At 66.8% G+C, this 24,854-nt stretch carries 26 protein-coding genes and 1 riboswitch; of the genes, 17 read left to right on the top strand and 9 right to left on the bottom strand.

All coding sequences use genetic code 11. From position 1 onward, the window contains the following. Window positions 1–121: 121 nt before the first annotated feature. The 5 genes from GGR25_RS11810 (at window position 122) to GGR25_RS11790 (ending at window position 5,051) form a co-directional block, all read left to right on the top strand. A complete protein-coding gene (locus GGR25_RS11810; RefSeq protein ID WP_183398986.1) occupies window positions 122–1,219 on the top strand; it encodes a Gfo/Idh/MocA family protein in 1,098 nt (365 codons plus the stop codon). Window positions 1,220–1,509: 290 nt separating this feature from the next. Beyond that, on the top strand, window positions 1,510–2,829 hold the full coding sequence (locus GGR25_RS11805) for an ABC transporter substrate-binding protein (RefSeq protein ID WP_183398985.1): 1,320 nt from the start codon (window positions 1,510–1,512) through the stop codon (window positions 2,827–2,829). Between the two features lie 121 nt (window positions 2,830–2,950). Then, the gene (locus GGR25_RS11800; RefSeq protein ID WP_210299914.1) at window positions 2,951–3,823 is read left to right on the top strand and encodes a carbohydrate ABC transporter permease; all 873 of its coding nucleotides are present in this window, start codon (window positions 2,951–2,953) and stop codon (window positions 3,821–3,823) included. Continuing rightward, a complete protein-coding gene (locus GGR25_RS11795) occupies window positions 3,820–4,701 on the top strand; it encodes a carbohydrate ABC transporter permease (protein WP_343068045.1) in 882 nt (293 codons plus the stop codon). The genes GGR25_RS11800 and GGR25_RS11795 overlap by 4 nt, the downstream gene beginning before the upstream one ends. Further along, on the top strand, window positions 4,698–5,051 hold the full coding sequence (locus GGR25_RS11790; RefSeq protein ID WP_183398983.1) for an L-rhamnose mutarotase: 354 nt from the start codon (window positions 4,698–4,700) through the stop codon (window positions 5,049–5,051). Before GGR25_RS11795 ends, GGR25_RS11790 begins: the two co-directional genes overlap by 4 nt. Before the next feature lie 11 nt (window positions 5,052–5,062). Here the strand turns inward: GGR25_RS11790 and GGR25_RS11785 are convergent, their stop codons facing one another. After that, the gene (locus GGR25_RS11785; RefSeq protein WP_183398982.1) at window positions 5,063–5,968 is read right to left on the bottom strand and encodes an IclR family transcriptional regulator; all 906 of its coding nucleotides are present in this window, start codon (window positions 5,966–5,968) and stop codon (window positions 5,063–5,065) included. Window positions 5,969–6,144: 176 nt separating this feature from the next. On the opposite strand from GGR25_RS11785, the gene GGR25_RS11780 reads away from it, so the two are divergent. From GGR25_RS11780 to GGR25_RS11770, 3 genes are all read left to right on the top strand, one after another. After that, a complete protein-coding gene (locus tag GGR25_RS11780; protein WP_183398981.1) occupies window positions 6,145–7,167 on the top strand; it encodes a succinylglutamate desuccinylase/aspartoacylase family protein in 1,023 nt (340 codons plus the stop codon). Next, complete coding sequence (locus tag GGR25_RS11775) at window positions 7,164–8,102, top strand: threonine ammonia-lyase (protein WP_183398980.1); 939 nt, start codon at window positions 7,164–7,166, stop codon at window positions 8,100–8,102. Before GGR25_RS11780 ends, GGR25_RS11775 begins: the two co-directional genes overlap by 4 nt. Window positions 8,103–8,222: 120 nt before the next feature. Continuing rightward, a complete protein-coding gene (locus GGR25_RS11770) occupies window positions 8,223–8,939 on the top strand; it encodes an MgtC/SapB family protein (RefSeq protein WP_183398979.1) in 717 nt (238 codons plus the stop codon). 221 nt (window positions 8,940–9,160) lie between these two features. Here GGR25_RS11770 and GGR25_RS11765 read toward each other — a convergent pair whose 3' ends face one another. Then, window positions 9,161–10,414 (bottom strand): LssY C-terminal domain-containing protein, encoded by a 1,254-nt coding sequence (locus tag GGR25_RS11765; protein ID WP_183398978.1) that lies wholly within the window; start codon window positions 10,412–10,414, stop codon window positions 9,161–9,163. 137 nt (window positions 10,415–10,551) lie between these two features. Between GGR25_RS11765 and GGR25_RS11760 the strand changes: the two genes are divergently transcribed. Continuing rightward, window positions 10,552–10,722: a hypothetical protein gene (locus tag GGR25_RS11760; protein ID WP_183398977.1), complete on the top strand. Its 171-nt coding sequence runs from the start codon at window positions 10,552–10,554 to the stop codon at window positions 10,720–10,722. A gap of 43 nt (window positions 10,723–10,765) precedes the next feature. Here the strand turns inward: GGR25_RS11760 and GGR25_RS11755 are convergent, their stop codons facing one another. The 3 genes from GGR25_RS11755 to GGR25_RS11745 all read right to left on the bottom strand — a co-directional run bounded on the left by GGR25_RS11755 (window position 10,766) and on the right by GGR25_RS11745 (window position 13,473). After that, complete coding sequence (locus GGR25_RS11755; protein ID WP_183398976.1) at window positions 10,766–11,311, bottom strand: DUF6790 family protein; 546 nt, start codon at window positions 11,309–11,311, stop codon at window positions 10,766–10,768. An 81-nt stretch (window positions 11,312–11,392) separates the two neighbouring features. Continuing rightward, complete coding sequence (locus tag GGR25_RS11750) at window positions 11,393–12,655, bottom strand: glycerate kinase type-2 family protein (RefSeq protein WP_380146666.1); 1,263 nt, start codon at window positions 12,653–12,655, stop codon at window positions 11,393–11,395. A 32-nt stretch (window positions 12,656–12,687) separates the two neighbouring features. After that, complete coding sequence (locus GGR25_RS11745; protein WP_183398975.1) at window positions 12,688–13,473, bottom strand: SDR family oxidoreductase; 786 nt, start codon at window positions 13,471–13,473, stop codon at window positions 12,688–12,690. 123 nt (window positions 13,474–13,596) lie between these two features. Between GGR25_RS11745 and GGR25_RS11740 the strand changes: the two genes are divergently transcribed. After that, on the top strand, window positions 13,597–14,400 hold the full coding sequence (locus tag GGR25_RS11740) for a 2-keto-4-pentenoate hydratase (RefSeq protein ID WP_183398974.1): 804 nt from the start codon (window positions 13,597–13,599) through the stop codon (window positions 14,398–14,400). Between the two features lie 15 nt (window positions 14,401–14,415). Here the strand turns inward: GGR25_RS11740 and GGR25_RS11735 are convergent, their stop codons facing one another. Beyond that, entirely contained in the window at window positions 14,416–15,513 is a 1,098-nt protein-coding gene (locus tag GGR25_RS11735) for a 2'-deoxycytidine 5'-triphosphate deaminase (protein WP_183398973.1), read from the bottom strand. A 61-nt stretch (window positions 15,514–15,574) separates the two neighbouring features. Further along, a riboswitch (SAM riboswitch) is annotated at window positions 15,575–15,654 on the top strand. Window positions 15,655–15,714: 60 nt separating this feature from the next. Here GGR25_RS11735 and GGR25_RS11730 point away from each other — a divergent pair. The 3 genes from GGR25_RS11730 (at window position 15,715) to hemA (ending at window position 19,139) form a co-directional block, all read left to right on the top strand. After that, a complete protein-coding gene (locus GGR25_RS11730; protein ID WP_183398972.1) occupies window positions 15,715–16,911 on the top strand; it encodes an O-succinylhomoserine sulfhydrylase in 1,197 nt (398 codons plus the stop codon). 80 nt (window positions 16,912–16,991) lie between these two features. Then, a complete protein-coding gene (locus tag GGR25_RS11725; RefSeq protein WP_183398971.1) occupies window positions 16,992–17,660 on the top strand; it encodes a hypothetical protein in 669 nt (222 codons plus the stop codon). A 195-nt stretch (window positions 17,661–17,855) separates the two neighbouring features. Continuing rightward, entirely contained in the window at window positions 17,856–19,139 is a 1,284-nt protein-coding gene (gene hemA / locus GGR25_RS11720; protein ID WP_183398970.1) for a 5-aminolevulinate synthase, read from the top strand. Window positions 19,140–19,211: 72 nt separating this feature from the next. Here the strand turns inward: hemA and GGR25_RS11715 are convergent, their stop codons facing one another. Both GGR25_RS11715 and mscL read right to left on the bottom strand, forming a co-directional pair. Next, complete coding sequence (locus GGR25_RS11715; protein WP_343068041.1) at window positions 19,212–20,387, bottom strand: pyridoxal phosphate-dependent aminotransferase; 1,176 nt, start codon at window positions 20,385–20,387, stop codon at window positions 19,212–19,214. Between the two features lie 141 nt (window positions 20,388–20,528). Then, entirely contained in the window at window positions 20,529–20,939 is a 411-nt protein-coding gene (mscL, locus tag GGR25_RS11710) for a large conductance mechanosensitive channel protein MscL (protein WP_183398969.1), read from the bottom strand. 173 nt (window positions 20,940–21,112) lie between these two features. Between mscL and apaG the strand changes: the two genes are divergently transcribed. The 3 genes from apaG to GGR25_RS11695 all read left to right on the top strand — a co-directional run bounded on the left by apaG (window position 21,113) and on the right by GGR25_RS11695 (window position 23,726). Continuing rightward, window positions 21,113–21,505, top strand: a complete 393-nt coding sequence (apaG, locus tag GGR25_RS11705; protein ID WP_183398968.1) for a Co2+/Mg2+ efflux protein ApaG — start codon at window positions 21,113–21,115, stop codon at window positions 21,503–21,505. Between the two features lie 259 nt (window positions 21,506–21,764). After that, window positions 21,765–22,826, top strand: a complete 1,062-nt coding sequence (locus tag GGR25_RS11700) for a transglycosylase SLT domain-containing protein (RefSeq protein ID WP_343068039.1) — start codon at window positions 21,765–21,767, stop codon at window positions 22,824–22,826. Between the two features lie 138 nt (window positions 22,827–22,964). Continuing rightward, window positions 22,965–23,726 carry an SDR family NAD(P)-dependent oxidoreductase gene (locus GGR25_RS11695; RefSeq protein WP_183398967.1) on the top strand — a complete coding sequence of 254 codons (762 nt, stop codon included), beginning with the start codon at window positions 22,965–22,967 and terminating at the stop codon, window positions 23,724–23,726. 82 nt (window positions 23,727–23,808) lie between these two features. On the opposite strand, the gene cdd is transcribed toward GGR25_RS11695, so the two are convergent. Next, window positions 23,809–24,225, bottom strand: coding sequence for a cytidine deaminase (gene cdd / locus GGR25_RS11690; protein WP_183398966.1), 417 nt, complete (start codon window positions 24,223–24,225; stop codon window positions 23,809–23,811). Window positions 24,226–24,464: 239 nt separating this feature from the next. Between cdd and GGR25_RS11685 the strand changes: the two genes are divergently transcribed. Beyond that, window positions 24,465–24,854: a methylglyoxal synthase gene (locus GGR25_RS11685; protein ID WP_281378603.1), complete on the top strand. Its 390-nt coding sequence runs from the start codon at window positions 24,465–24,467 to the stop codon at window positions 24,852–24,854.

Genomic DNA, 24,854 nt, shown 5'->3' with positions numbered 1-24,854 from the left:
CTGCTCGCGCGGCCTGACCGGACGAGGATGGGGGATGTTCTATCAAATATCAACGTTGACTTTTGTCAGTGATATATCTCCAATCCGGGCCGGACGCATCGGAACGGTGAAGGAGGCACGGATGTCGGCTGCTCAGATCGCGGAGGTGGGCGCCCTGCTGCAAAGCCTGCAGCAAAGCTGGCCCATGCCGAGCCGGCCGCGGCCGATCACGATCATCGGCGCCGGCGGCATCGTGCAGGACGCGCATCTGCCGGCTTATCGCAAGATCGGCCTGCCCGTCGCCGGCATCTTCGATATCGACGGCGGCAAGGCGCGCGAGGTGGCGGAGCGCTTCGGCGTGCCCGTCGTGCACGAAACGCTCGAGGCCGCCATTGCGGCGACGGGTCCGGACGGCATCTTCGATCTCGCTCTGCCGCCCGACGCGATCCTGCCCGCCGTCGCGCAGCTGCCCGAGCGCAGCGTCGCGCTGGTGCAGAAGCCGCTCGGCCGCGATCTGGCAGCGGCGCGGCAGATCGTGAGCGCCGTCGATGCGCGCTCGATCACGGCCGCCGTCAACTTCCAGCTCCGCTTCACGCCCTCCATGCTGGCGATCCGCGACGCGGTCCGGCGCGGCCTTCTCGGCGACATCGTCGAGCTCGAGGTACATCTCGCCGTCTACATGCCCTGGGAGCTGTGGGCATTCATTCCGCGCATGCATGCGGTCGAGATCCCACTGCACTCGATCCACTATCTCGACTGGATCCGCTCGGTCCTCGGCGAGCCGCAAAGCGCCTATGCCAAGGCGGTGCCGCATCCGCGCTATCCCGATCTCAAGGATGCCCGCTCCTCGATCATCCTCGATTATGGCGCGGCGGCGCGCTGCTGCCTGTCGCTCAACCACACCTATAATTACGGCCCGAAGCACGTCGAGGCGACGATCCGCGTCGAGGGGACGAAGGGCTGCGCGCGGCTCGAGCTCGGCTATCTCATCGATTATGTGAAGCCGCATCCCGAGAAGCTGGAAATGATCGTCGAGGGCGGCGACTGGACCACCGTACCGCTGGTCGGCGAGCGGGTGCCCGATGCCTTCGGCGCCGTGATGTCCAATCTCCAGCGCTTCGCCGCCGGTGAGGACGCCGTGCTCGACACCGACGTGCACGACTCCATCCGCACCATGGCGCTGGTGGATGCCTGCCTCGCCTCCAGCCGGCTCGGCGGCGTGGTGCCCGAGGCGATCTGAGTCTCCCATAAGAGAGCGCGGCGCGGCAGCGCCGCGCCGATCTTCCTTTCCTATCAGAAGCTTGAGCAACCGGACGCGTCACGCGGCCCGGCGTCGACGCTTGGCCATCTGCATGAGGGCCACCACAATTTCGTATTCGAAATTGTGCTTTTACACACGAAACTCTCATGCTAGCGTTCTCCCCGATCGCCAGGCCAAGACATCGTCAAGCCAAGCCGGCGACTGCGCAGCGGATCAGGGCCGCTGCGCCCAAAAGCAAAACGACGAACACCTTTCGAAAGGGACCACCCATGAACTCGAGTTCATCGCGGAAAGGCGGGATCGGCCGGCATCTCGCCGCGACGGCATTCAGCTTTCTCGGCGCGGCCGCCCTCGTCGCTCCGCTGGCACCCGCCGCCCATGCCGCGGACGTCACCACGATCAAGGTTCTGAACTGGGAGCCGGGCGGCGCCGAATACTGGAAGCAGCTCGTCGCGGCCTTCGAGAAGGCCAATCCGGACATCAAGGTCGAGTTGGAGACCGTGCCGTTCGACCGCTATCCGGAGGTGCAGGGTCCCTATATCGCGACCAAGAGCGGCCCGGACGTGATGGAGAACAATGCCGGGCTCGAGCTTTATGACCGGCGCAGCGCCTATGCCGAACTGCCGGCCGACGTGCTCGAAGCCGGCAAGGAGCTGATCACCTATTCGGGCGGCTGCCTGAACTTCGATACGTCCAAGAGCTGCTATGGCCTGCCCTTCGGCTATCAGGGCAACGTCATGTACTACAACAAGAAGGTCCTGGCCGAAGCAGGCCTCGACCCGGCCAATCCGCCCAAGACCTGGGATGAGATGGACGCGGCCTGCGCCAAGATCAAATCGGTCGGCAAGACCTGCCTGGCGCTCGGCCTCTCCGGCATCTTCCCGGCCTATTGGGACTTCCCGGAAGTCGCGCGCAATTACCTGACCGAAGACGACATGCGCGCCATGCTCACCGGCGACATGCCCTGGACCGACCCGAAGATGGTCAACATCCTGAAGGGCCTCGCCTCGATCACGCAGAAGGGCTGGGCCAATGCGAGCGCGCCCTCGATCACCATGCTCCCCGACGGCGCCGACCTCTTCCAGAGCGGCAATGCGGCCTTCGCCGGCACGATCATCTCCGACGCGGTGAACTGGGCGGCCTTTGACAAGGCGCTCGGCGCGGAGAATGTCGGCGCCATGCGCTGGCCGACCCTCGTCGCCGACGCACCGCTCGCCGGTTCGTTCTCCGGCATCGAGAGCTCGGTCTTCGGCGTCTCGTCCTGGAGCGACAAGAAGGATGCGGCCTTCCGCTTCGTGAAGTTCATGGCGGGGCCCGAGAATGCCGAACTCCTGACCAAGGTCGCCGGCGGCATCTCGCTCTACAAGAATGTCGATCCGTCCGCCCTGCCGAACTCGCCGGCCCTCAGCCAGATCCTCGAGATCATCAAGAAGCCGACGCTGCATGCCGGTGTGATCCTCTCGGGCCAGGAAGCGGACGCGCTCGCCCGCGGCTGGCAGGAAGTGACGCTCGGCCAGCTCTCGATCGAAGACTGGACCGCGCGCATGCAGAAGGCGCTCGAGCAGAGCCCGAGCAAGCGCAAGAAGTGATCGCACCGGGTGGGGAGGCCATGCCTCCCCACCGCCCTCACGCCCGGAAAGAACAGCCATGGCCGCAGCCCAACAGCTCGACCAAGCGAGGCCGCGCGCGCGCCCTCAGACCGAACGCCGGATGAAGCGCCGCGAACTTTGGCTCGCGCTCGCCTTCATCGTGCCGGGCATCGCGCTCGCCGTGCTCTTCAAGCTCGTGCCGCTGATCCGCGGCTTCCATCTGAGCCTTCTGGAGACGCAGGGCTTCGAAGAACCGAGCTTTGCCGGGCTCGAGAACTACCGGACCATGCTCGACGATCCGGTCTTCATCGGCTCGTTCCGCAATGCGGCGGTCGCCTTCGCGACGCTGCCGATTTGGGTCCTGCTGCCGCTCGTTCTCGCGGTGCTGATCTTCCAGCGCTCACCCGGGTGGAAGTTCTTCCGCGCCACCTTCTTCCTGCCCTACATGATCGCGCCGATCGTGGTCGGCATCATGTTCCGCCAGATCCTGGCGCCGGACGGCCCGCTCAATGCGTTGCTGCGCGCCATCGGCCTCGCGCCGCTGGCCATCGCATGGCTGAACGGACCGAACAGCGCGCTGCTCTCGCTCACCGCCGTCGCGCTCTGGAGCTTCTTCGGCCTCGGCGTCCTGACCTATCTCTCCGGCCTCGCCACGATCTCCGAGGACATCATCGAGGCCGCGCGCCTCGACGGGGCCGGGTTCTGGAGCCTGCTGCTGCGCATCGTCATGCCGCTCTTGAAGCCGGTGATCGGCTACTGGACGGTGCTGTGCACCTCCGGCATCCTGATCTGGATGTTCCCGCTCATCTACGCCCTGACCAAGGGCGGGCCGGGCAATGCCACGACGCTGCCGGAATATCTCGTCTTCACCACAACGTTCCAGTTCATGAATCGCGGCCTCGGCGCGGCGATCGGCATGGCGCTCTTCGTCTTCGTCGCCATCGTCTCCGCCTTTGTCGTCCGCCGCATGTATGCCGAGGGGAAAGCGTCGTGAGCCAGTCGCAAACGCTCCGCCGCGCCGGCAAGCGGACCGGCTCGGCCGCCGCGCCGGGCAGCCGCGGTATCGTCCGCCTCGTCGTCACGGCGGCGCTCGCCATGATCGCCGTGGTCGCGCTCTATCCGCTGCTGTTCACGATCCTGAACTCGTTCAAGACGCGCACCGGCTTCGCGAAGAACCCGCTCGGCCTCACCAGCGAACTCACCTTCGACAACTACATCGAGACGTTCAACCGCATGGCGGTGCCACGTCTCTTCCTGAACAGCGTCATCGCGACGGCCGGCGGCCTGGTGCTGTCGACCTTCGCGGCTCTGCTGCTCGCCTATGCGGTCACCAAGCTGCGCTTCCCCGGCAGCAACCTCGTCTTCCTGTTCATCATCGCCATGCTGGTGATCCCGAGCCAGGTCATCATCTATCCGCTCTACGAGACGATCCTCGACCTCGGCTTCGGCTCGACCTATCAGGGCCTGATCCTCGCCTATGCCGCCTTCGGCCTGCCGATCAGCACCTATCTGCTGGCCGCCTATTTCCGCGCGATCCCCGACCAGCTGATCGAGGCGGCGCGGCTCGACGGCGCGGGCGAGATGCGCATCCTGTTCTCGATCATGCTGCCGATCGCGACGCCGGCCATCGCGGCGCTCTCCATCCTCAACTTCGTGTGGATGTGGAACGACCTGCTGTTGCCGCTGGTGATCATGGGCGGATCGGACAAGAAGACCCTGATGGTCGGCGTCGCGCTGCTTTCGGGCCAGTACGACGTCTCGATCCCGCTGGTCTCGGCCGGCCTCGTCGTGGCGCTGCTGCCCGTGATGATCGTCTACCTGCTGTTCCAGCGCCAGATCCTCTCGGGCGCCGTGGCCGGAGCGGTGCGATGAGCGGACGCGACACGGTGCCGGGCGCACCGCTCCTCTATCTCTACCGTCTCAAGCCCGGCGCCGGCCCGGAGTATGACCACGCGCATGAGGCGGTCTGGCCGCAGATGCTGGCGCTGATCGACGAGGCCGGGATCGAGGATTACCGGATCTGGCGGCACGAGGAGATCGTGGTCTGCCGGCTGCGCATGCGGCAGGGCTTCGAGGCGACCGCCGCGATGCTCGCCGCAAGCGACATCCAGCAGCGCTGGACGGCCTCGCTCGCGCATCTCTTCGAACAGATCGCGACGGAGAGCGGCGAGCCGCTCTGGCTCGACGAGGTGTTCCGCTTCAAGGCGAGGGCCGACTCGTGACGCTCCTCGCCCTAGCCAGCGCCGCGGCCCCGCGCCATTGCCGCCTCGGAGCTCTCCAGCGGGAAACGCGGCGGGTCGAGCCGTCCGCCGAGATCGGCGCCGAGACGCTCCGCCGCCTCGAACAGCAGCCGCGACGCGTCGGCGATCGGCACGGTCTCGGCCGCGGTCGACAGGAACGGCATGGTCAGCACGGCCGGCGCGTATCCCTCGGCGTCGAGCACCGGGAAGGACACGTCGGTGATGCCCTTCAATTGCTCGCCCTCGATGATCTCGTAGCCATGCGCGTGCACGGCCTCGACGCGGGCCTTCAGCTTGGCGAGCGCCGCCTCGCCGCCCGCCTCGCGGATCGCCGCATAGACCCAGTCCTGCACGGCCGGGCGCTGATAGGCGATCAACAGACGGCCGGAAGCCGTGCGCGCGGCCGGGTTCTGCGTGCCGATGCGCAGGCGGAAGCCGAGCGGCGCCGGGCTGTCGACCTGCGCGATGACGCGGATCATCAGCCCGTCCAGCGTCGCGAGATGCACGGCCTGGTTCGCCTCGACGGCCAGGCGGATCATCACCGGCTGCGCCGCATCGACGAGGCGTCGCATCGGCGGATAGGCATAGGCGAGATCATGCAGCTTGGTGGAGAGCACGAGGCTCTCCTCGCCAAAGGCGCGGCGGATATAGCCGCGCCGCTCCAGCGCCATGACGACGCGATAGACCTCTTGCAGCGAGCGCCCGAGGCGCTGGGCGATCTGGCTCGGCGTGACGCCTTCGGAGAGGGTCGCGAGCAGTTCGAGCACGTCGAGCCCCTTCTCGAGCGCCGGCGCGCTATAGGCGGGCTTGTCGCCATCCTTGGCGGTCGCGTTCTTGGCGGGCGCGCCACGACGGGCCGCGGCGGCCCGCGGCAGCTTTCCCGGCTCACGAGTCGGCATGTCCCTCGCTCCTTTCCCGCTGACATCGGCCGGCTTCCATCCGGCCCCCGTCAAGCGCGGGACTATGAGCAAGAAACTTCCGCTAATCAACCAGATATTTCACTGATAAAAATGAGTGCCGACCGGCCGGGGTATCCGGGCCACAGCGCACCGAGCCAGCGAGCATAGAGCAGAACATGGGCTTGAACGCAAAGCAGATGGGCCATTGCACCGTCGACTTCGAGAAGAACGGCAAGCAGATCGGCTTCTTTAATCTTCCCCTGTCGGTGCATGACGATGCCTGGGGCGTCGTCCGCGTCCCGCTGGCGCAGATCAAGAACGGCGAAGGACCGACCGTCATCCTCGAAGGCGGCAATCATGGCGACGAATATGAGGGCCCGATCGCGCTCGGCGAGCTGATCCGCGATCTCGATCCCGGCCTCGTCTCGGGCCGGCTGATCTTCATCCCGGCGATCAACCAGCCGGCGGTCGTCGCGGCGCGGCGAACCTCACCGATCGACGATCTCAACATGAACCGTACCTTCCCCGGCAGCACGGTGGGCACGACGACGCAGCAGATCGCCGCTTTCGTCAACGACGTGCTCTTCCCGATGGGCGACGCGTTCCTGGACCTCCATTCCGGTGGCTCCTCGCTCGACATCATCCCGAGCTCGGTCATCGAGCCGGTCGACGATCCGGTGAAGCATGCGCAGAACATCGCCGCCGTCACCGCCTTCGACGCGCCGATGATCGTCGTCATCGACAATCGCGGCGATCCGCGCACCGCCACCGCCTCGGCGGCGCGCGCGGGCCTTACGGTCGTCGGGACCGAGATGGCGGGCGGCGGCACGGTCTCGCTCGACGCGGTCCGCATCTGCCGGCGCGGCGTGCGCAATGTCCTCGTCCATCTCGGCGCGCTGCCGCCCACCTTCGGCGCCCCGCTGGAGCACGAGCCGGAGCTCTATGACATTCCCGGCGCGGGCGCCTATGTCATCGCGCCGGACGATGGCGTGTTCGAGCCCTTCCACCGGAACGGCGAGAAGGTGTCGGCGGGTCAGCCGGCCGGACGCATCCATTTCCTCGCCGATCCCGGCCGCGCGCCCGTCGAACTCGCCTATGGTATTGACGGCATCGTCTACGCCCGCCGCCAGCCGGGCCGCGTACGCCCGGGCAATTGCTGCCTGGTCGTCGCCGCGCCCTATCGTTCGAGGCTTACATGATCACGCTCGAAGACGTCCGCGACGCCGCCCAGCGCATCGCGCCCTTCATCCGCCATACCCCGACCATCGCCGTGGATGCGACGAGCGAGCCGACCGGCGTCGACCGGCTCGGTCTCAAGCTCGAATGCCTGCAGCCGACCGGCTCGTTCAAGGTGCGCGGCGCGACCAACAAGCTGCTGACCACGCCGAAGGAGCAGCTCGCTGCCGGCGTCGTCACCGCATCGGGCGGCAATCATGGCCTCGCGGTCGCCCGCGCGGCCCGCATGGCCGGCGTGGCTGCCACGATCTTCGTGCCGAAATCGATCACGCCGCCCAAGGTCGCCAAGCTCAAGCTGCTCGGCGCCCGCGTCGAGATCATCGGCGAGATCTGGAACGACACCAATCGTCATGCGCTCGACTTCGCGAGCCGCGAGGGCGCCGCCTATTTCCACCCCTTTGCCGATCCGGCCGTCGTCGCCGGACAGGGTACCGTGGCGCTCGAGCTCCTCGCTGAGCGGCCCGACATCGACGTGGTGCTGGTCGCCATCGGCGGCGGCGGGCTGATCTCGGGCATGGGCGTCGCGCTCAAGGCGCTGAAGCCGTCCATCCGCCTGATCGGCATCGAGCCGGAAGGTTCGCCCACGCTCAAGGCCTCGCTCGATGCGGGCCATGTCGTGCGCCTGCCGGCCGTGACCAGCCGCGTCGCGACCATGTCCTGCGCCGAGACGGATCCGGCGGTGTTCGAGCTCGTGCGCGACCATGTCGACGAGGTCGTGCTGGTCTCCGACGAGGAAATGCTGGAGGCAAGCCGCTGGCTCTGGTTCGAATTCGGCATCGCGGCTGATCTCAGCGGCGCCGCCGGCATGGCGGCGCTCCGCACCCGCCACTTCGTGCCCGACGCCGCCGCATCGGTGGCGACGCTCGTCTGCGGCGCCGGCCCGGACGGCATCGGGTGACGCCGGGGCCTTCTGGACATATCGATGACATATCGCTCTGGTTAGATGGCTTTCCGTCCACCGCCGCCGAACTGAGGCGGCGGCTTGGTTCCTGACGCCATCCAGCCATCGGAGCGAGCCTTGCGCTTCCTGGAAACCTTCGCCCTCGGCCCGACGATCGACAGCGCCTTCAGCCTGTTCGTCGCCTTCATTCTCGGTACGCTGGTCGGCGCGGAGCGGGAATATCGCCAGCGCAGCGCCGGGCTCCGCACCAATACGCTGGTCGCCGTCGGCGCGGCGGCGTTTGTCGACCTCGCGCAGCGGATCGCGGGCGACGCGGAATCCGTGCGCGTGATCTCCTATGTCGTCTCCGGCATCGGCTTTCTCGGCGCCGGCGTGATCATGAAGGACGGCGCCAATGTGCGCGGCCTCAACACGGCCGCCACACTCTGGTGCTCGGCGGCGATCGGCGCCTGTGCCGGCTCCGACATGATGGCCGAGGCGGTGCTGGTGACGCTCTTCGTGCTCGCCGGAAACACGCTGCTGCGTCCGCTCGTCGCCCGCATCGAGCGCGCGCCGGTCGACGAGGCGACCATGGAAGCCCGCTTCGAACTGCGTGCCATGACGGATCCGGAGCACCTCGCCGCGGTCCGTCGTGCGCTGATCCTGCGCCTGAATGCGGCGAACTATCCCGTCGGCGACATCGAGGTCACCGAGCGGGGCGATGATGTGATGGAGGTGACCGCCGTCCTCGTCAGCACGGCCGTCGTGGTGGCCGAACTCGAGCGGGTGACGAGCGAAATCGCCGCGCTGCCGGGCGTCACCGACGCCTCATGGGAGCGCAGCACGCTCGAATAGGGCTCCCGCAACCGTGATCGGCGCAGCGGTTGACGGGCTCCGGATTTAGTTGCCCTAGTTAAGGGTCTCATCCCCGAGACGCAGAGTCCGACGCGCCGCTGGCGCGCCCTCTGACCGGGCGCCGCCATACTGCAGAACCCCCTGCCTCCGCGTCGCCGGACGGGTCGCAAGACCCGTGCGAAGGCATGCGGAAGGCTCGCCCGGCGAGCCTTCCGATCCCCTCAGGGAGCGGGAACGGGCAGCTTCTCCCATTCGAGTTCGTCGACATCGCCGATCGGATCGTCCTCGCCCCCGATCATCAGGACGAGGCGAAGCCCGTCGGTGATGTAGGGATCATCCGTCAGATTGGTGCGCGGATCCGCCGGAGGCGAGACGCCGACCCCTGCGGCATAGCCGAAATGCTCGACGGCGCCCGAAAGGAGCAAGTCCTGCAGCAGGTAGTCGCGGTCGAAATCGACCGAGGGGCTGATCCTGTGCGTGGTCAGGTACCAGGAATGGCGCGTCAGCTCGACGCCGATGTCGCGGCTGATCTGGCCGATCCAGACATCCTTGCCCTGGAAACGAAGCGGCGTCAGCCAGAAGCGAACATGATTGCGCTCGTCGATCGTCGAGCGCGCCTTTTGCAGCGCGAGATCCTGCGGCCGGCCGAACAGATAGAGCGGGCTGACCGGCGAGGTGTCATAGGTGGTGCCGAGCACGAAGGATTTCGCCGTGTCGACGGCGCTGTGGAGATCCAGCATTTCGGTCATGCGCCAGCCCCGATCGACAAAGGCGAACAGCGCGGCGAGATCGCCGACCACCACCACATTGAGCGGGTCGCCCTTCTTGCTGCCGTCCTTGTTGGTCGTGCAGCAGGGCATCGCCGCGATCGCCGCCCTGAGGCCGGGAAGATCGACGTCGCGGATCTCACCCGGCTTGTACATGGCGCTGAAGTCGAGGCGTTCGCCGAGATAGGCGGGTCCGGTGACGGGGACGATGAAGCGGAAGCCGATCTCGTCGCCGCCCTTCAGCATGCCGAAGGTCAGGAATTTGAGGCCGGTCTCCAGATGGGTGAAGACGAAACCCGAAACGCTGCCATGCGCGGGCACGGAGAGCGGCACGGCGAGGCGCGTCATCGCCGCGGCGGCTTCGGTGCCGGATTTCGGATCGATCGGATCGCGGAAACGCCAGGCGACCTCGAGCGGCGCGAAATAGGTCTCGTCGGTCGTGATCGGCATGTACCAAAGCGGCTCGTCGCCGCCATTCTCGATCTCGACATAGACCGGCTGCACGCCCTTCTCGATCACGCGAAAGCCGAAGATCGCCTCGATCTGCTTCGCGTCGGGAACAGCCGTCCGCACCGTCACGCCGTCCTGCACCTGCTGGTGAAGCGTGCCGAGCAGCGCAGGATCGAAGTCCGGCGCGGCCAGGGCTGGCGCGGCCATGGTCCCGACCCAGAACAATGCTGCTCCCACCACAGCCAGAAGACCGCGCATTCTCAACCCTCCCATGGTCATGCGCCGAGGGAGCCCTGTCCGGCGCCGGGCGTCAACTGCAATCCCGATGAAACCGCCAGCGGCCTGCCGGCGTTGGTCTTGCAGCCGGATATTTCGGCGCCAAGGCGGAGGAAAGCATGAGCGACCCCAAGAAGCCCGATCCTGACATGCCGCCGGAGACCCCGGATATCGATCACCGGGCCAACGAGGCCTTCCTCGACACGCTGTTCGACACAGATGGGCGGCCGAACCGCGAAGCCGAAGCGATCATCGAGATCGAGGGCTTTGACGAGGACGACGACCCGTAGCCTCTCATCCGCGCCTCTCTCCTGCGCGCGGCCGTGACCGGTCCTAAGCCTCGATCCGGGCGGCGACCGGCGGCCTCGGGCGTCGAGGACGGCCGACCCGATGCTGCAGAGAGAGCAGCAGCAGGCCGAAAAGCGGAATGCCGATATCGGTCCAGAAGATCACGCCGGCATTGCCGGGCGCGAAATTGCCGGTTGCGATCATCTGATAGACATGGCCGCCGGCTGCCCCGAGCAGAAAGGCCGATACGCCGACGATCGCGCCGAGACGAAGATCGAACGAACGGCGGAAGGCGAGGAAGCCGACCAGCGAAAAGCCGAGGCTGGCAAAACCCACCTCGGCCTGGAACGGGCTGTCTGCCCAGCCGATGAAGCGGGCAGCCATCGCACCGAAGAAGGTGTGCATCACGAAATTGTAGAAGAAGCTGAAGCCGATCGAAAAGAACAGAAACCAGCGCAGCAAGGCGTCAACCAGATAGGCGATCGAAAAGGACCGCCAGCCGAACAAGAGCTGGAGCAGCGACATCAAGAGGCCGAGGACGAGGAAGGTCAGCGTGAAGTTGGAGAGCGCAAAAGCGATCCACTGGTCCATGCCTGCTCTCCGTGCCGTCTTGCCCGACGGACGCAGAATAGCAGTGGGTGGCGAGCGGCGCGATGGCCGCCAGCTCCGCAATCAACAGATGAGGATGGCGCGGAAATCGTTCACGTTGGTGAGCGTGGGGCCGGTCACGATGAGCCGCTCCAATGCCGCGAAGAAGCCATAGCCGTCATTGTTGGCGAGATGCGCGGCCGGATCGATGCCGGCGGCACGGGCTGTGTCGAGAATGCGGTCGTCGAACCAGGCGCCGGCATTGTCCTCCGAGCCGTCGATGCCGTCGGTATCGCAGGCAAGCGCCGCGATGCCGGCCCGACCGCCGAGCGCGATCGCCAGCGCCAGCAGGAATTCGGCATTGCGGCCGCCCCGGCCCTTGCCGCGCACCGTGACCGTCGTCTCGCCGCCCGACAGGATCACGGCCGGCCGGGCAACCGGCTCGCCATGATCGGCGGCGTAATGCGCGATCGCAGCCAGCACACGGGCCACTTCGCGCGCCTCGCCTTCGATCGCATCGCCGAGGACGAGCGGCGAAAGGCCGAGTTCGCGTGCCTTGGCCGCCGCCGCGTCGAGCGCCATTTTCGGGGTCGCCAGCATCTCGACGCGCCCCGGCGCCGGAGCAGCAACGCGGTTGGCGCGAATGGCCTCCGCGACGCGCGGCTCGATGGTGATGCCATACTCCGAGAGGATCGCCAGCGCCGCTTCGGGATCGGACTCGTCAGGAATGGTCGGGCCCGAGCCGATGGCGCCCGGATCGTCGCCCGGAACGTCGGAGATCAGATAGGTCACGTGGCGGGCCGGCGCCGCGGCAGCCGCCAGCCTTCCGCCCTTGATGGCGGAGGCGGCCTTGCGGATACGGTTCATCGCGCCGATCGGCGCACCGCTCTTCAGGAGCGCGCGGTTCAGCGCCTGCTTGTCGGCGAGAGTCAGGCCGGGTGCCGGCAGCGCCAGCAGCGCCGAGGCGCCGCCCGACATCAGGAACACGACGAGATCGTCGGGACCGGCCGCGCGGGCGAGATCGAGGATGCGCTCGGCCGCCTGCATGCCGGCCGCGTCGGGCACCGGATGCGACGCCTCGACGACCTCGATCGACTGCGTCGCCATGGCGTGGCCGTAGCGCGTCACAACCAGGCCCTCAAGCGGGCCGTTACCAGCTTCCGACCAGGCCTTTTCGAACGCCGACGCCATCCGGGCCGCACCCTTGCCGGCACCGAGGACGATCGTGCGGCCGCGCGGCGGCTCGGGGAGGCGCCCGGCGAAACGGCCGTCCGGCAACGCGGCCGAGAGGGCGGCGTCGAACAGGGCGGCAAGGATGTCGCGGTCGGAGGCGGCCGGCATGGGCATCGGGGATGGTTCCGGTGTGTCGCGGCGGCGCGTCAGTCGCGCACGCCGAGCGTATAGTCCTGTTGCTGGTCGATGAGCGCGCCGGTCATCGGGATCGACGCGTCGCTCGCCAGGAAGATGGCGAGCCGCGCCACGTCCTCCGGCTTGATCAGCCGGCCCCAGGGCATGCCGGCCTCGGCCTTGGCAAGCCAGTCCTCGCCGAGCCCGAGCTTGTTCGCCTGCATGTCGCGCTCGCCGGGCGTATCGGCCCAGCCGAGCAGGATCCCGTTGCAGCGCACGCGATCGAAACGGTGCGTATAGGCCGCGTTCTTGGTCATGACGGCGAGGGCGGCTTTGCTGCCGGCATAGATGGCGAGCTCCGGCGTGCCGCCATGGACATTGACGGAGAGGATGTTCACCACCGCGCCCGGCGCCTCGCGCTCGCGCAGATGGCGGATGAGCTCCTGCATCAGCATCAGCGGCGCGCGCGTGTTGACGGCGAACATGCGATCGAAAAAGTCGGGGTCGACATCGATGACCGAGGCGCGATCGGTCAGCGCGGCGGCGTTGACCACGACATCGACACGGCCGAACCGGTCCAGCGTCGCCTGGAAGATCGCCGCAGGCGCCTCGGCATCCTCGAGCGCCGCCTCGACGAAGCCGGCCTCGGCGCCCAGCTCCTCGATCTCGGCGGCCGCCTCGGCGCCGCGGCGCGCATTGCGGCCGCTGATCATGACGCCGTCGGCGCCGGAGCGCGCCGCCTCCAGCGCGATCGCGCGGCCGACGCCCTGCGTGCCACCCGTCACCAGCAGGATCTTGCCGTCGACACCTACATCCATGGACCAGCCCTCCCTGATCGCCCGACTTGCTGCTATCAGCATGGACGGGCGGCAACGGCTTTAGCAAGCCGGCGCGCCGCGCGGAAGGCCGGAAATAGTTGCCGGCAATCCCGGGAGGATGGGATGGTGAACGGCAGGGTCGAGCACGAGGACGCGGCGGCGGCGACACTCGCGGCGGCACGTCTCGCGCGGGCGGCGGTTGCTGTTCTTCCGGAGGGACTGCGCGCGGCCGATCTCGATGCGGCCTATCGCATCCAGTCGCGGGTGCACGAGCGCCTGTCCGCCGATCGCTTCGGGCCGCGGATCGGCTGGAAGATCGGCTGCACCACGCCGGTGATGCAGGCCTATCTCGGCATTCCCGAACCCTGCGCCGCCGGGCTGTTCGCGGGAACCCGCCATCGTTCGGGCGTCCGCCTTCGCGCCGGGGATTTCCGCCGGATCGGGATCGAATGCGAGATCGGCGTGCGCTTCAAGGCGGCCGTGCCGACCGAGGCGGCGGGGGACCGGGACGCCATCGCAGCGGCGATCGGCGCCGTCTTCACCGCGATCGAGATCGTCGACGACCGCTATGAAGACTGGCGTTCGACCGACACGCCGACGCTGATCGCCGATGATTTCTTCGCCGCCGGCTGCGTGCTCGGCGCGGAGGTGCCGTTCGACGATATCGGTGACCTCGCCGCACTCGCCGGCGTCACGCGGATCAACGGCGCCGAGGCCGGCCGGGGCGTCGGCGCCGACGTGCTCGGCCATCCGCTGAACGCGCTCGCCTTCCTGGCCGGCAATCTCGGCGCGCGCGGTCGGCGCATCGAGGAAGGCGAGATCGTGCTGACGGGGAGCCTCGTCGAGACGCGCTGGCTGGCAGCGGGCGACCGGGCCGAGATCGAGATCACCGGGCTCGGCGCGGTCTCGCTTGTTGTCGATGCCTGAACGGCGCGCGCGCCGTCAGCGAAAATGTTTGGAGAGCTTCAGGCCCTGCGCCTGATAGTTCGAGCCGCGATCCGCGCCATAGAGCAGCGCGGGGCGCTTCGACATGCGCTCATAGACGAGGCGGCCGACGGTCTGCCCATGTTCGAGGATGAACGGCACTTCGTGGCTGCGCACTTCCAGTACGGCGCGGCTGCCGGCGCCGCCGGCCGCATCATGGCCGAAGCCGGGATCGAAGAAGCCCGCATAATGGACGCGAAACTCGCCGACCAGCGGATCGAACGCGACCATTTCGGCGGCATAATCCGGCGGGACATGCACCGCCTCGCGCGAGACGAGGATATAGAACTGGTCGGGATCGAGGATGATCTCGGCCTTGCCGCGCGGGCGGATCGGCTCCCAATAGTCGAGCACGTCGCAGGCCGCGCGCTTGTCGACATCGACGACGCCGGTATGCCGCTTGGCGCGATAGCCGATGATGTCGCCGGCGCCTTCGAGATCGATCGAGACGAGCAGGCCATTCGAAATCGACGGCGCGCCGTCGACGAGCGGCTCGCGCGCGTGGAGGGCCACAAGCTCGCTATCGGATAGCCGCGCATCGCCGCGGCGGAAGCGGATCTGGCTGAGGCGCGAACCGGTGCGCGCCACGATCGGGAAGGTGCGCGGCGAGACTTCGAGATAGAGCGGACCGGCATAGCCGGGCGGGACCGTATCGAAGGACTGCGCACGATCGGCTATGACGCGCGTGAAGATGTCGAGCCGGCCGGTCGATGATTTCGGATTGGTCGAGGCCTCGATATCCGCCGGCAGCGCCAGGCTTTCGAGCAGCGGCACGATATAGACGCAACCGGTCTCCAGCACCGCGCCAGCCTTCAGGTCGATCTCGTGCAGCTTGAGCTGGTCGATGCGCTCCTGGACGGTGAGCGCCTTGCCCGGCAGGAAGGACGCCCGCACGCGATAGGCGACATCGCCGAGGCGGAGATCAAGGCTCGCCGGCTGGACCTGATCGACATCGAGCGGGCGCGGCGCGCGGATCTGGCTAAGATCGAACGCCGCGCGGATCTCGCTGTCGGAAAGGATTCCGGTCTGAACTTCGCCCGCCACGTCGGCCCCCATATCGGTCGCCCTTCCTATCCGAACTCCCGATTGACGCCAAGGCGCAACAGGCCTATCAAAAACCTCAGTTCGTGGTCCTTTGAGCCGACCGGCTTGCCGCCACGTTAAACAAGGTTGCTAAAAGGTCGGTGGCGGTATCCTCCGTTCCCGATCTTTTGGCCCGACCCTTTGGTCGGGTTTTTCATGTCCGGGATGTTCGAGATGACCGAAGAGACTTCGCCGCGCCGCCGCCGCCCCGCCACGGAACTCGTGCATGGCGGTTCGCTCCGCTCGCAGTTCGGCGAGATGTCCGAGGCGATGTTCCTGACCCAGGGCTTTGCCTATGAGGACGCCGAGGCCGCGGAAGCGCGCTTCAAGGGCGAGGCGCCCGGCTTCATCTATTCGCGCTTCTCGAACCCTACCGTGTTCATGTTCGAGGAACGCATGCGCCTCCTCGAAGGCGCCGCGGCAGCGCGCGCGACGGCGAGCGGCATGGCCGCTGTCACGGCGTCGCTCGTGTCGATGCTGAAGGCCGGCGATCATGTCGTCGCCGCCAAGGCGCTGTTCTCGTCCTGTCTTTATGTCGTCGAGGAATTGCTGCCGCGCTTCGGCGTCGCCTCGACGCTGGTCGATGGCACGGATCTCGACCAGTGGCGTGATGCGGTGCGGCCCAACACCAAGGCTTTCTTCCTGGAAAGCCCGACAAATCCGACGCTGGAAGTGATCGACATCGCGGAAGTGGCGAAGATCGCGCATGAGGCCGGCGCCCGGCTGGTCGTCGATAATGTCTTCGCGACGCCGATCTGGCAGTCGCCGATCGCGCTCGGCGCCGATGTCGTGGTCTATTCCGCGACCAAGCATATTGACGGCCAGGGCCGCGTGCTCGGCGGCATCATCCTGTCCGCCGACGAGGCCTATGTCACCGACCACCTGCACAATTTCCTGCGCCAGACCGGTCCGAGCCTCTCGCCCTTCAATGCCTGGGTGCTGCTGAAGGGCCTGGAGACGCTGGAAGTGCGCGTCCGCCGCCAGACCGAGACGGCCGCCAAGCTCGCCGATTTGATCGCCGTTCATCCCAAGGTCTCGAAGCTGATCTATCCCGGACGCGCCGACCATCCGCAGGCGGCCGTCGTCGCCAAGCAGATGAAGGCGGGCTCGACGCTGATCGCCTTCGAATTGGAAGGCGGCAAGGACGCGGCCTTCCGCGTCGCCAACGCGCTGGAGATCGTCAAGATCTCCAACAATCTCGGCGACGCCAAGAGCCTCATCACCCATCCGTCGACATCGACGCATCAGCGCCTTTCGGAAGAAGCACGCCTCGGCTTCGGCATCACGCAGGGCCTGCTGCGACTCTCGGTCGGGCTCGAGGATCCGGAGGATCTGGCCGAGGATCTCCTAGCGGCGCTCGACGCGGCCTGAGCCGCGGCGCCCTGTTGCGGCCGCGCTACAACGCCCCGGCCCGTTTCGCGCTAGAACAGGCGCAGCGGGCGGGGGACTGAATGATGCGGCGGCGGACGGCATATCTGGCGATCGGCGCTCTCGCGGCGATGGCCTCGGCGGCCGCGGCCGCCGAACTCGGCACCGTCAAGCAGCCCGACGGGACGATCGCTCCGCCCACAGACTGGATCGGCCTCGAGGTCAGCCCGAGCTTCTTCGCGACGAGCACCGGCGGTCACGTCGCCGGCCATTACGACGACACCTCGGTCAAGCTGAACTATGCGCATCGCTTCGACGGCGCCTTCGCGCTCGGCGGCTCGCTGAAGGACGACATCAAGCAGGACGGCAAGCATCAGTTCTATGCCGAGACCAAGGGCGGCTACCGATTCGATTTCGGCCGCTTCTCGCTGACGCCGTCAGCGTCACTCGGCGTGACATGGAACGATACCGGCTTCGGCCCGTCGGGGGACGCGACGACCGCCTATTACGCCTTCTATCTCGCAGGCGATCTCGCACTGTCAGAGAAGCTCATCTGGACCATGTTCGACCTGCGCTATCGCGACGCATTCGACTATGTCTGGGTCACGCCGGAAGTGACGACCGGCCTCACCTACAAGATGACCGAAGCCGACCGGGTCTATGGCAATGCCAGCTATTCCTGGAAGGGAACCGGCGACGGGCTGCATGGCGATACCTACGGCTTCGCCCTCGGCGTGCAGCACGGCTTCTGACGTCTTCGCTCCTTGGAACGCTTCTTGATCCGCATCAAGGACGGCCTCGTGTGACCATGCGGTAAATTGCGCCATGGCGGGCTGCCTTCGACCATGGTTAGTGACGCAAAGTTGAAATCGCCCGGCGTGCCGGCGATTGGACAGTTCGGCTGTCCTTCGCTAGTTTGCAATCGTTCCAGTGAGCAGGCCGACTTCATGGATTATCAGTCGTTCTTCGTCGATGCGATCGAAGCTCTCCATTCCGAGAAGCGCTATCGCGTCTTCGCCGACCTCGAACGAATCGTCGGTCGCTTTCCGCATGCCGTCTGGCGCTCCGAGCGGGGCGCGCGCGAGATCACCGTCTGGTGCTCGAACGACTATCTCGGCATGGGCCAGCATCCGAACGTGATCGAGGCGATGGTCTCGACGGCGAGCGGCGCTGGCGCCGGTGCCGGCGGCACGCGCAACATCTCCGGCAACAACCATCCGCTGGTCGAGCTCGAGCAGGAGCTCGCCGATCTGCACGGCAAGGAAGCCGGTCTCGTCTTCACCTCGGGCTTCGTCTCGAACGAGGCGTCGATCTCGACGCTCGCCCGTCTCCTGCCCGACTGCGTGATCTTCTCCGACGAACTGAACCACGCCTCGATGATCGAGGGCGTGCGCCGCTCCGGCGCGCAGAAGAAGATCTTCCGCCACAACGACCTCGAGCATCTCGAAGAGCTGCTTCGGGAGACGGCGCCCGGTCGGGCCAAGCTGATCGTCTTCGAGAGTGTCTATTCGATGGACGGCGACGTTGCCCCGATCGCCGGCATCTGCGACCTCGCCGAGAAATACGGCGCGATGACCTATATCGACGAAGTGCATGCCGTCGGCATGTATGGCCCGCGTGGCGGCGGCATCGCCGAGCGCGACGGCGTGATGCACCGCATCGACGTCATCGAGGGTACGCTCGCCAAGGCGTTCGGCGCGCTTGGTGGCTATATCACCGCCTCGAAGGCCGTCGTCGACGCCGTCCGCTCCTATGCGCCCGGCTTCATCTTCACCACCGCCCTGCCCCCGGCCGTCGCCGCGGCGGCCACCGCCTCGATCCGGCATCTGAAGGCCTCGCAGGTCGAGCGCGACCTGCAGCAGCTCTATGCCCAGCGCACCAAGTCGGTGCTGATCCATGCGGGCCTGCCAGTGATGCCGTCCGAGACGCATATCGTGCCGCTGTTCGTCGGCAATCCGGACCTTTGCAAGAAGGCCTCGGACATGCTGCTCGAGGAGCATGGCATCTACATCCAGCCGATCAATTACCCGACCGTGCCGCGCGGCACGGAGCGGCTGCGCATCACGCCGACGCCGCTGCATGACGACGCGCTGATCGCCGGTCTTCGCGACGCGCTGGTCGATGTCTGGCACCGCCTCTGGCTGCCGCTCGGCCGTACGGCGCCGTTCAGTGCAGTCCCGGCGCATCTCGATGGCGTCGAGCGGCTCGCAGTTTCCAGCGCCGGCGGCTGACCCCGGCGTCCTGCGAGATAGAGACTTCAAAACGCCGTCCGGCCCAGCCGGACGGCGTTTTCGTTGCTGCGCTCAGTGGCGGCGGAGCCAGTCCGACAAGCGGGCCGTCGCCTCGATGAGATGGGCGGGGTCGCGCAGGAAGCACATGCGCATGAAGCCGGACCCGGCCGCACCGAAGGCATCGCCCGGCGCGAGCCCGACATTCGCCTCGTCGACGAGACGGAGGCCGAGCTTGCGGGTATCCGGTTCGCCATCGACGGAGAAGAACAGATAGAAGGCGCCCGGCGGACGGCCGAAGCGCACGCGCCCGGTCGCCTCCAGCCCGTCGCAGACGATGTTGCGCGCTTCGAGCGCCCGTTGCTTCTGGAAGGCGATGAAGTCCTCGCCCTCGTCGAATGCCGCGACGCCGCCGCGCTGCAGGAATTTCGGCGTGCCCGAGCTCGAATATTGCACGAGGTTCTCGATCACCTGGCCATAGGCCGGCGGCGCCGAGAGCCAGCCGAGGCGCCAGCCGGTCATCGCCCAGTTCTTGGACAGCGTATTGACGTAGAGGATGCGATCCTCCGGATCGGCGACGTCATAGAAGGACGGCGCGCGCTCGCCCTCATAGAAGAAGCGCGTGTAGACCTCGTCGGCGATGATCCACAGGCCCCGCTGCCGCGCGAAATCGCGGATCGCGACGAGTTCATCGCGCGTCGCGGTCCAGCCGGTCGGGTTGCAGGGCGAATTCAGGAACATCGCCTTGGTGCGTGCCGTGACGGCGCCGAAATAACGGTCGAGATCGAGGGTCCAGCCGTCATTGCCGAACTGCATCGGCACTTCGACCGCCTTGGCGCCGCCCACCTCGGTGGCCGCGGCAAGGTTCGGCCAGGCCGGCGTCGGCACGATGACCTCGTCGCCCGCGCCGGACACCATGCGCAGCGCGATCTGGATCGCCGGCATGCCGCCCGAGGTCACGAAGAAGCGCTCCGGATCGAACGGGCGGCTGTAGAGCCGCTGATGATAGCGGGCGATCGCCGCGCGCAGTTCGGGAATGCCGCGCTGATAGGTGTAGAAGGTCTCGCCGGCCGCCAGGCCGCGATTGGCCGCCTCGCCGATGAAGGACGGCGTCGGCAGGTCGCCCTCGCCGACCCACAAGGGGATCAGGCCCGGACGGTCACGGCCATAGTTGAAGACTTCGACGATGCCGCTCTCGGGCGCCTCGCTCGCTTCGGGACGAAGCCCGGCCAGGGATGGGTGAAGGGTCACGAATGGCTCGACCTTGCTGAGGAAGGCCGGAAGCTAGCCCATTCCCGCCCGCGACGCTCATCAAAATTCGTGAGCCGTCCCTTCAACCATTTTGAAGGGCGAGCGGCTGCGACGCGCGCCACAGCCGCACCATCCAGGCGCTTACTTCTTGGCGAGTTGGTCGCGGATCTCGCGCAGCAGCAGGATGTCCTCGGGCGTCGCGGCCGGCTCGGGCGACTTCGCCTGCTGGCGCTTCAGCGTGTTCATGCCCTTGACGATCATGAACAGGATCCAGGCGATGATGAGGAAATTGATCAGCAACGTCAGGAAGTTGCCATAGGCGATGGTCGCGCCTGCCTTGCGCGCGGCATCCAGCGTGGGCTGCGGGTCGCCGGCAAGCTGGATATATTTGTTGGTGAAGTCGATGCCGCCGGTGATGCGGCCGATGATCGGCATGATGATGTCATTGACGATCGACTGGACCAGCCCGCTGAAGGCGGCACCGATGATGATACCGATGGCGAGATCGACCATATTGCCCCGGAGGGCAAATTCCCGGAATTCCTTCAGCATTGTCGCGACTCCCTTGATTGTCCGCGCCGACCCCCGATTCGACTCTTCGCGACCTTAAATCAACCGAGCAGCTTCGCAATCCGCTCGCTGCGCCGACGGCGCGACGATCCGGGCCGTTGACGCTTGCGTACGCTTGGGATTAAGAGCCTGCCAAAGAGTGGGGTTTGCCAACGATGTACCGGTCCGTGACGCGCTCCATCCAGGTCACCGTCCAGCCGAGCTTCGTCGAGGACGAGTCCTCCCCCGGGGAAGGCCGCTATGTCTGGGCCTACACCATCGAGATCGTCAATCTGGGCCTTGAAGCCGTGCAGCTGCGCTCGCGCTGCTGGCGCATCACCGACGCGATCGGCCGGACCGAAGAGGTGCGTGGCGTCGGCGTCGTCGGCAAGGAACCGCTGCTGAAGCCGGGCGAGAGCTTCGAATATACCAGCGGCTGCCCGCTCTCGACCTCGTCGGGCATCATGGTCGGCACCTATCAGATGCAGACGGAGACGGGCGAGCTGTTCCTCGTCGACATCCCTGCCTTCTCGCTCGACGTGCCGAACACCGCGCGCGTCGTGCATTGACGGCAGATGCACGCGACGGCCCCGAAAACGCTCGTTTTGTCCCGGATTCGTGACGGCAATCGCATCGATCCTGGCCATCTCGACGCCGTGGACAAAATGGATTAAGAATTTGTCATGTTTGGTGATCCATGAGTGGGGTCACGCGTGATCGAATCAATGTGCGTATCCGCCTCGTGAACTGCATGCGAACGGACAAAAGGCATCGCCAAAGCAAGGCGAAGCGAAAGGGAGGCGTCCGATAGGCTCCATCGCGGACCGCGTGTCCCCCCTTCTTCTGGCGCTCATCCTTCTCATCCTGCCGGCACCGTCCTTCGCGGACGAAAAGATGCCACCGGATCAGGTCGAGCAGCTCGCCCGCCACTATGCCGCTCTCTATGGCCTGCCGCCCGGGATCGTGCTGCGCACGGTGAAGCGCGAGAGCCGGTTTGATCCGGAAGCGCGGAACGGACCCTATTGGGGCCTGATGCAGATCCGCTACGACACCGCCAAGGGTGTCGGCTACAAGGGCACCGCGCAGGGCCTGCTCGATCCGGCGACGAACCTCACCTATGGCGTCGCCTATCTCGCCAACGCCTATATGATCGCCGGCGGCAATGAGAGCCGCACCCATCGCCTTTACCGCTCCGGCTATTATTACGAAGCCAAGCGCAAGCGCATGCTGGCCAAGCTGATCAAGGCACCGGCGATCGGCGAACAGCCGGTGATGGTCGCCGCATTGACGCCGCCCCATCCGAATGCCGCGGTCGATGTGCCGCTGCCCGCAGCCCGGCCAGACGACGTCGCGGAAGCCGACGCTCCGGCCAGCAAGACGCAGGGCGCGGCGAAGCTCGTCGTCGCCGACGCCACGCCGGATGAACCCGCGCCGGCCGCCAATGTGCCGCTGCCGATCGCCAAGCCGAAGATCGCTGTCCAGTCGCCGCCGCCGGCCGACGCGCCGATCGTCGCCAAGCCCAAGGTCGTTCTCGCCTCCGTGCTGCCGGAGCCCCGGCTCTCGCTGGGCTTCGGCCGTGAGACCGCTCCCGCTTCAGCCGCAGCCATGGCGATCGCCGAAGAGGCCGCGCCGGACAATGCCGCCGAGGCACAGGCGGAGGGTGCGCCCCTGCCCAAGCCGAAGCCGACCCTGACCGCCGCCGCGGAACCGCAGACGGCCGAGGCGACTGGCCCGGACTTCTCGGCGTCCTATTTCGACATCGCGGTGAAGATCCTGCCGCCGATGCCCGTGCCCCGTCCGCGCCCGACAGTGCTGGCGGACGCGACGACCGCGCCGACGCTGCTCGCTTCCGTCGCAGCCCCGCGGCCCAAGCCGCGCCCGGTCGAGTAAGACGGCGCGTCGCGCTGCGACGCCCTTTGACGTACGCCCCTCAGATCCGGGTTTCTCTTCCGCCCGCCATGGCTTAGAAAGAGCGCGGGCCGACCGTCCTGCGGTCTGGCGAAGCAATGACCGGAGGAGGAAACGGCAATGACCACGGGCGCAATCTATCCGAGCCTCAAGGGGCGTACTGTTCTGGTGACCGGCGGCGGCAGCGGCATCGGCGAATCCATCGTCCGCCATTTCGTCGCGCAAGGCTCGAAGGTCGGCTTTCTCGATATTGCCGTGGAGCCGTCGGAGAAGCTCGTCGCGGAGCTCAGCCAGACCGGCGAGGTGCATTTCGAGCCCTGCGATCTGAGGGACATCGCGGCGCTACGCCAGGCGATCGCCAATATTCGCGCTAAATTCGGCCCGATCACCATCCTCGTCAACAACGCCGCCCACGACCAGCGTCACAAAATAGAGGACGTGACGCCCGAGTATTGGGACGAGCGCATGAACGTCAACCTGCGGCACCAGTTCTTCGCCGTGCAGGCGGTCATGGACGACATGAAGGCGGCGGGTGGCGGCGCGATCATCAATATGGGATCGGTGACCTGGCTGATCGGCCAGGGCGGCATGCCCGGCTATTCGGCCGCCAAATCGGCGGTTCTCGGCCTTACCCGCAGCCTCGCGCGCGATCTCGGCCCGTTCAATATCCGCGTTTGTTCGGTCGTTCCCGGCTGGATCATGACGCAGCGTCAGATCGATCTCTGGCTGACGCCGGAGGCCGAAGCCGAGCTCATGCAGAAGCAGTGCCTGAAGCGGAAGCTCTATCCGGACGACATCGCCCGCGTCGTGCAGTTCTTCGCCTCGGACGAGGCCTCGGGCTGCACCAACCAGGCCTATATCGTCGACGGCGGCTGGGTCTGAGGTACGCCCGTCAGCGTGACGGGAACGACCCCGACAACACGCGACGCGATCCGCCCGGACCGCGTCGCAATCTTCGAAAGGCTCAGGCGCGCGCCTCTTCGAGGCCGAAGCTTGCCGGCAGCAATTCGGCCATCGAGAAGCGCTGGCCCTTTCCGGTCGGATCGATGCATTCGATCACCGTCTTCGCCGTCGCGAACTCCTTGAGGCGCTGGCGACAGCCGCCACAGGGCGTACAGACGATTCCGCCGTCGACGCGGTCCGCGACCACCACTACGGCGGCGATGCGCCGCCCGGCCGCATCGGCCGCGGCCGAGATCATCTGGCCGATCGCCGAGGTCTCGGCGCACCAGCCCTCGGGAAAGGACGCGTTCTCGACATTGGCGCCGGTAAAGACCTGGCCATCCTCGGTGCGGATCGCTGCGCCGACAGCAAAGCGCGAATAGGGCGCATAGGCGCGCTGCCGCACGGCAAGAGCGCGCTCGTAGAGCTCCGAGTCCATCGGGTCGATCCTTCCGAAAACCACTCCGTCACCGCGATCAAGCCCCGCCCTGCGCGGGCGGTCAAGCCGCAGAAAACGCGCCAGACTGCACGCAGAGCATGCAAACGACCGGCAAAGCGGCACTATTGCGCCGCCGCGGCGCATGAATATGCACTTTCGGCTTTTCTCCGGACCCCGATCTTTCTATCACTCTTGGGCTGCGGTCGATTGTCGACCGCGGAGCGGAGAGGGAGCGGCCCTTGCGAGCGACTTTGGCGCTGGTTGCGCATGACCAGAAGAAGGCCGACATGGTCGCCTTCGCCATTCGGCATGGCGCGCGCCTCGCTGCCTTCGATCTCGTCGCGACGGGCACCACCGGCGGCCAGATCGCCGAGGCGGTGCCGGAGCTTCCCGTCGTCCGCCTGAAGAGCGGTCCGCTCGGCGGCGACCAGCAGATCGGCGCGCTGATCGCCGAAGGACGGGTCGCCGGCCTGATCTTCTTCGTCGATCCGCTGACGCCGATGCCGCACGACGTCGACGTCAAGGCGCTGACCCGCCTCGCTGAGCTCTACGACATTCCGATGGCGCTCAACCGCGCCACGGCTGAGTTGCTCATTACGCATCCGACCGCCTTTCAGCCATCCCATTGA

Source organism: Kaistia hirudinis, assembly GCF_014196455.1.
GTDB lineage: Bacteria > Pseudomonadota > Alphaproteobacteria > Rhizobiales > Kaistiaceae > Kaistia > Kaistia hirudinis.
The sequence above is the reverse complement of the archived record's forward strand: the minus strand, read 5'-3'. Positions and strand labels throughout refer to the sequence as shown.

What these genes read in the sequence shown, in the direction of transcription:
- GGR25_RS11785 (WP_183398982.1), bottom strand. Translation starts at nt 5,968, where the DNA reads ATGCCGACTCGTGAGCCGGGAAAGCTGCCGCGGGCCGCCGCGGCCCGT.
- GGR25_RS11695 (WP_183398967.1), top strand. Translation starts at nt 22,965, where the DNA reads ATGACCACGGGCGCAATCTATCCGAGCCTCAAGGGGCGTACTGTTCTG.
- mscL (WP_183398969.1), bottom strand. Translation starts at nt 20,939, where the DNA reads ATGCTGAAGGAATTCCGGGAATTTGCCCTCCGGGGCAATATGGTCGAT.
- GGR25_RS11810 (WP_183398986.1), top strand. Translation starts at nt 122, where the DNA reads ATGTCGGCTGCTCAGATCGCGGAGGTGGGCGCCCTGCTGCAAAGCCTG.
- GGR25_RS11780 (WP_183398981.1), top strand. Translation starts at nt 6,145, where the DNA reads ATGGGCTTGAACGCAAAGCAGATGGGCCATTGCACCGTCGACTTCGAG.
- apaG (WP_183398968.1), top strand. Translation starts at nt 21,113, where the DNA reads ATGTACCGGTCCGTGACGCGCTCCATCCAGGTCACCGTCCAGCCGAGC.
- GGR25_RS11730 (WP_183398972.1), top strand. Translation starts at nt 15,715, where the DNA reads ATGACCGAAGAGACTTCGCCGCGCCGCCGCCGCCCCGCCACGGAACTC.
- GGR25_RS11765 (WP_183398978.1), bottom strand. Translation starts at nt 10,414, where the DNA reads ATGCGCGGTCTTCTGGCTGTGGTGGGAGCAGCATTGTTCTGGGTCGGG.
- GGR25_RS11805 (WP_183398985.1), top strand. Translation starts at nt 1,510, where the DNA reads ATGAACTCGAGTTCATCGCGGAAAGGCGGGATCGGCCGGCATCTCGCC.
- GGR25_RS11790 (WP_183398983.1), top strand. Translation starts at nt 4,698, where the DNA reads ATGAGCGGACGCGACACGGTGCCGGGCGCACCGCTCCTCTATCTCTAC.
- GGR25_RS11725 (WP_183398971.1), top strand. Translation starts at nt 16,992, where the DNA reads ATGATGCGGCGGCGGACGGCATATCTGGCGATCGGCGCTCTCGCGGCG.
- cdd (WP_183398966.1), bottom strand. Translation starts at nt 24,225, where the DNA reads ATGGACTCGGAGCTCTACGAGCGCGCTCTTGCCGTGCGGCAGCGCGCC.
- GGR25_RS11745 (WP_183398975.1), bottom strand. Translation starts at nt 13,473, where the DNA reads ATGGATGTAGGTGTCGACGGCAAGATCCTGCTGGTGACGGGTGGCACG.
- GGR25_RS11760 (WP_183398977.1), top strand. Translation starts at nt 10,552, where the DNA reads ATGAGCGACCCCAAGAAGCCCGATCCTGACATGCCGCCGGAGACCCCG.
- GGR25_RS11775 (WP_183398980.1), top strand. Translation starts at nt 7,164, where the DNA reads ATGATCACGCTCGAAGACGTCCGCGACGCCGCCCAGCGCATCGCGCCC.
- hemA (WP_183398970.1), top strand. Translation starts at nt 17,856, where the DNA reads ATGGATTATCAGTCGTTCTTCGTCGATGCGATCGAAGCTCTCCATTCC.
- GGR25_RS11735 (WP_183398973.1), bottom strand. Translation starts at nt 15,513, where the DNA reads ATGGGGGCCGACGTGGCGGGCGAAGTTCAGACCGGAATCCTTTCCGAC.
- GGR25_RS11750 (WP_380146666.1), bottom strand. Translation starts at nt 12,655, where the DNA reads ATGCCCATGCCGGCCGCCTCCGACCGCGACATCCTTGCCGCCCTGTTC.
- GGR25_RS11755 (WP_183398976.1), bottom strand. Translation starts at nt 11,311, where the DNA reads ATGGACCAGTGGATCGCTTTTGCGCTCTCCAACTTCACGCTGACCTTC.
- GGR25_RS11800 (WP_210299914.1), top strand. Translation starts at nt 2,951, where the DNA reads ATGAAGCGCCGCGAACTTTGGCTCGCGCTCGCCTTCATCGTGCCGGGC.
- GGR25_RS11740 (WP_183398974.1), top strand. Translation starts at nt 13,597, where the DNA reads ATGGTGAACGGCAGGGTCGAGCACGAGGACGCGGCGGCGGCGACACTC.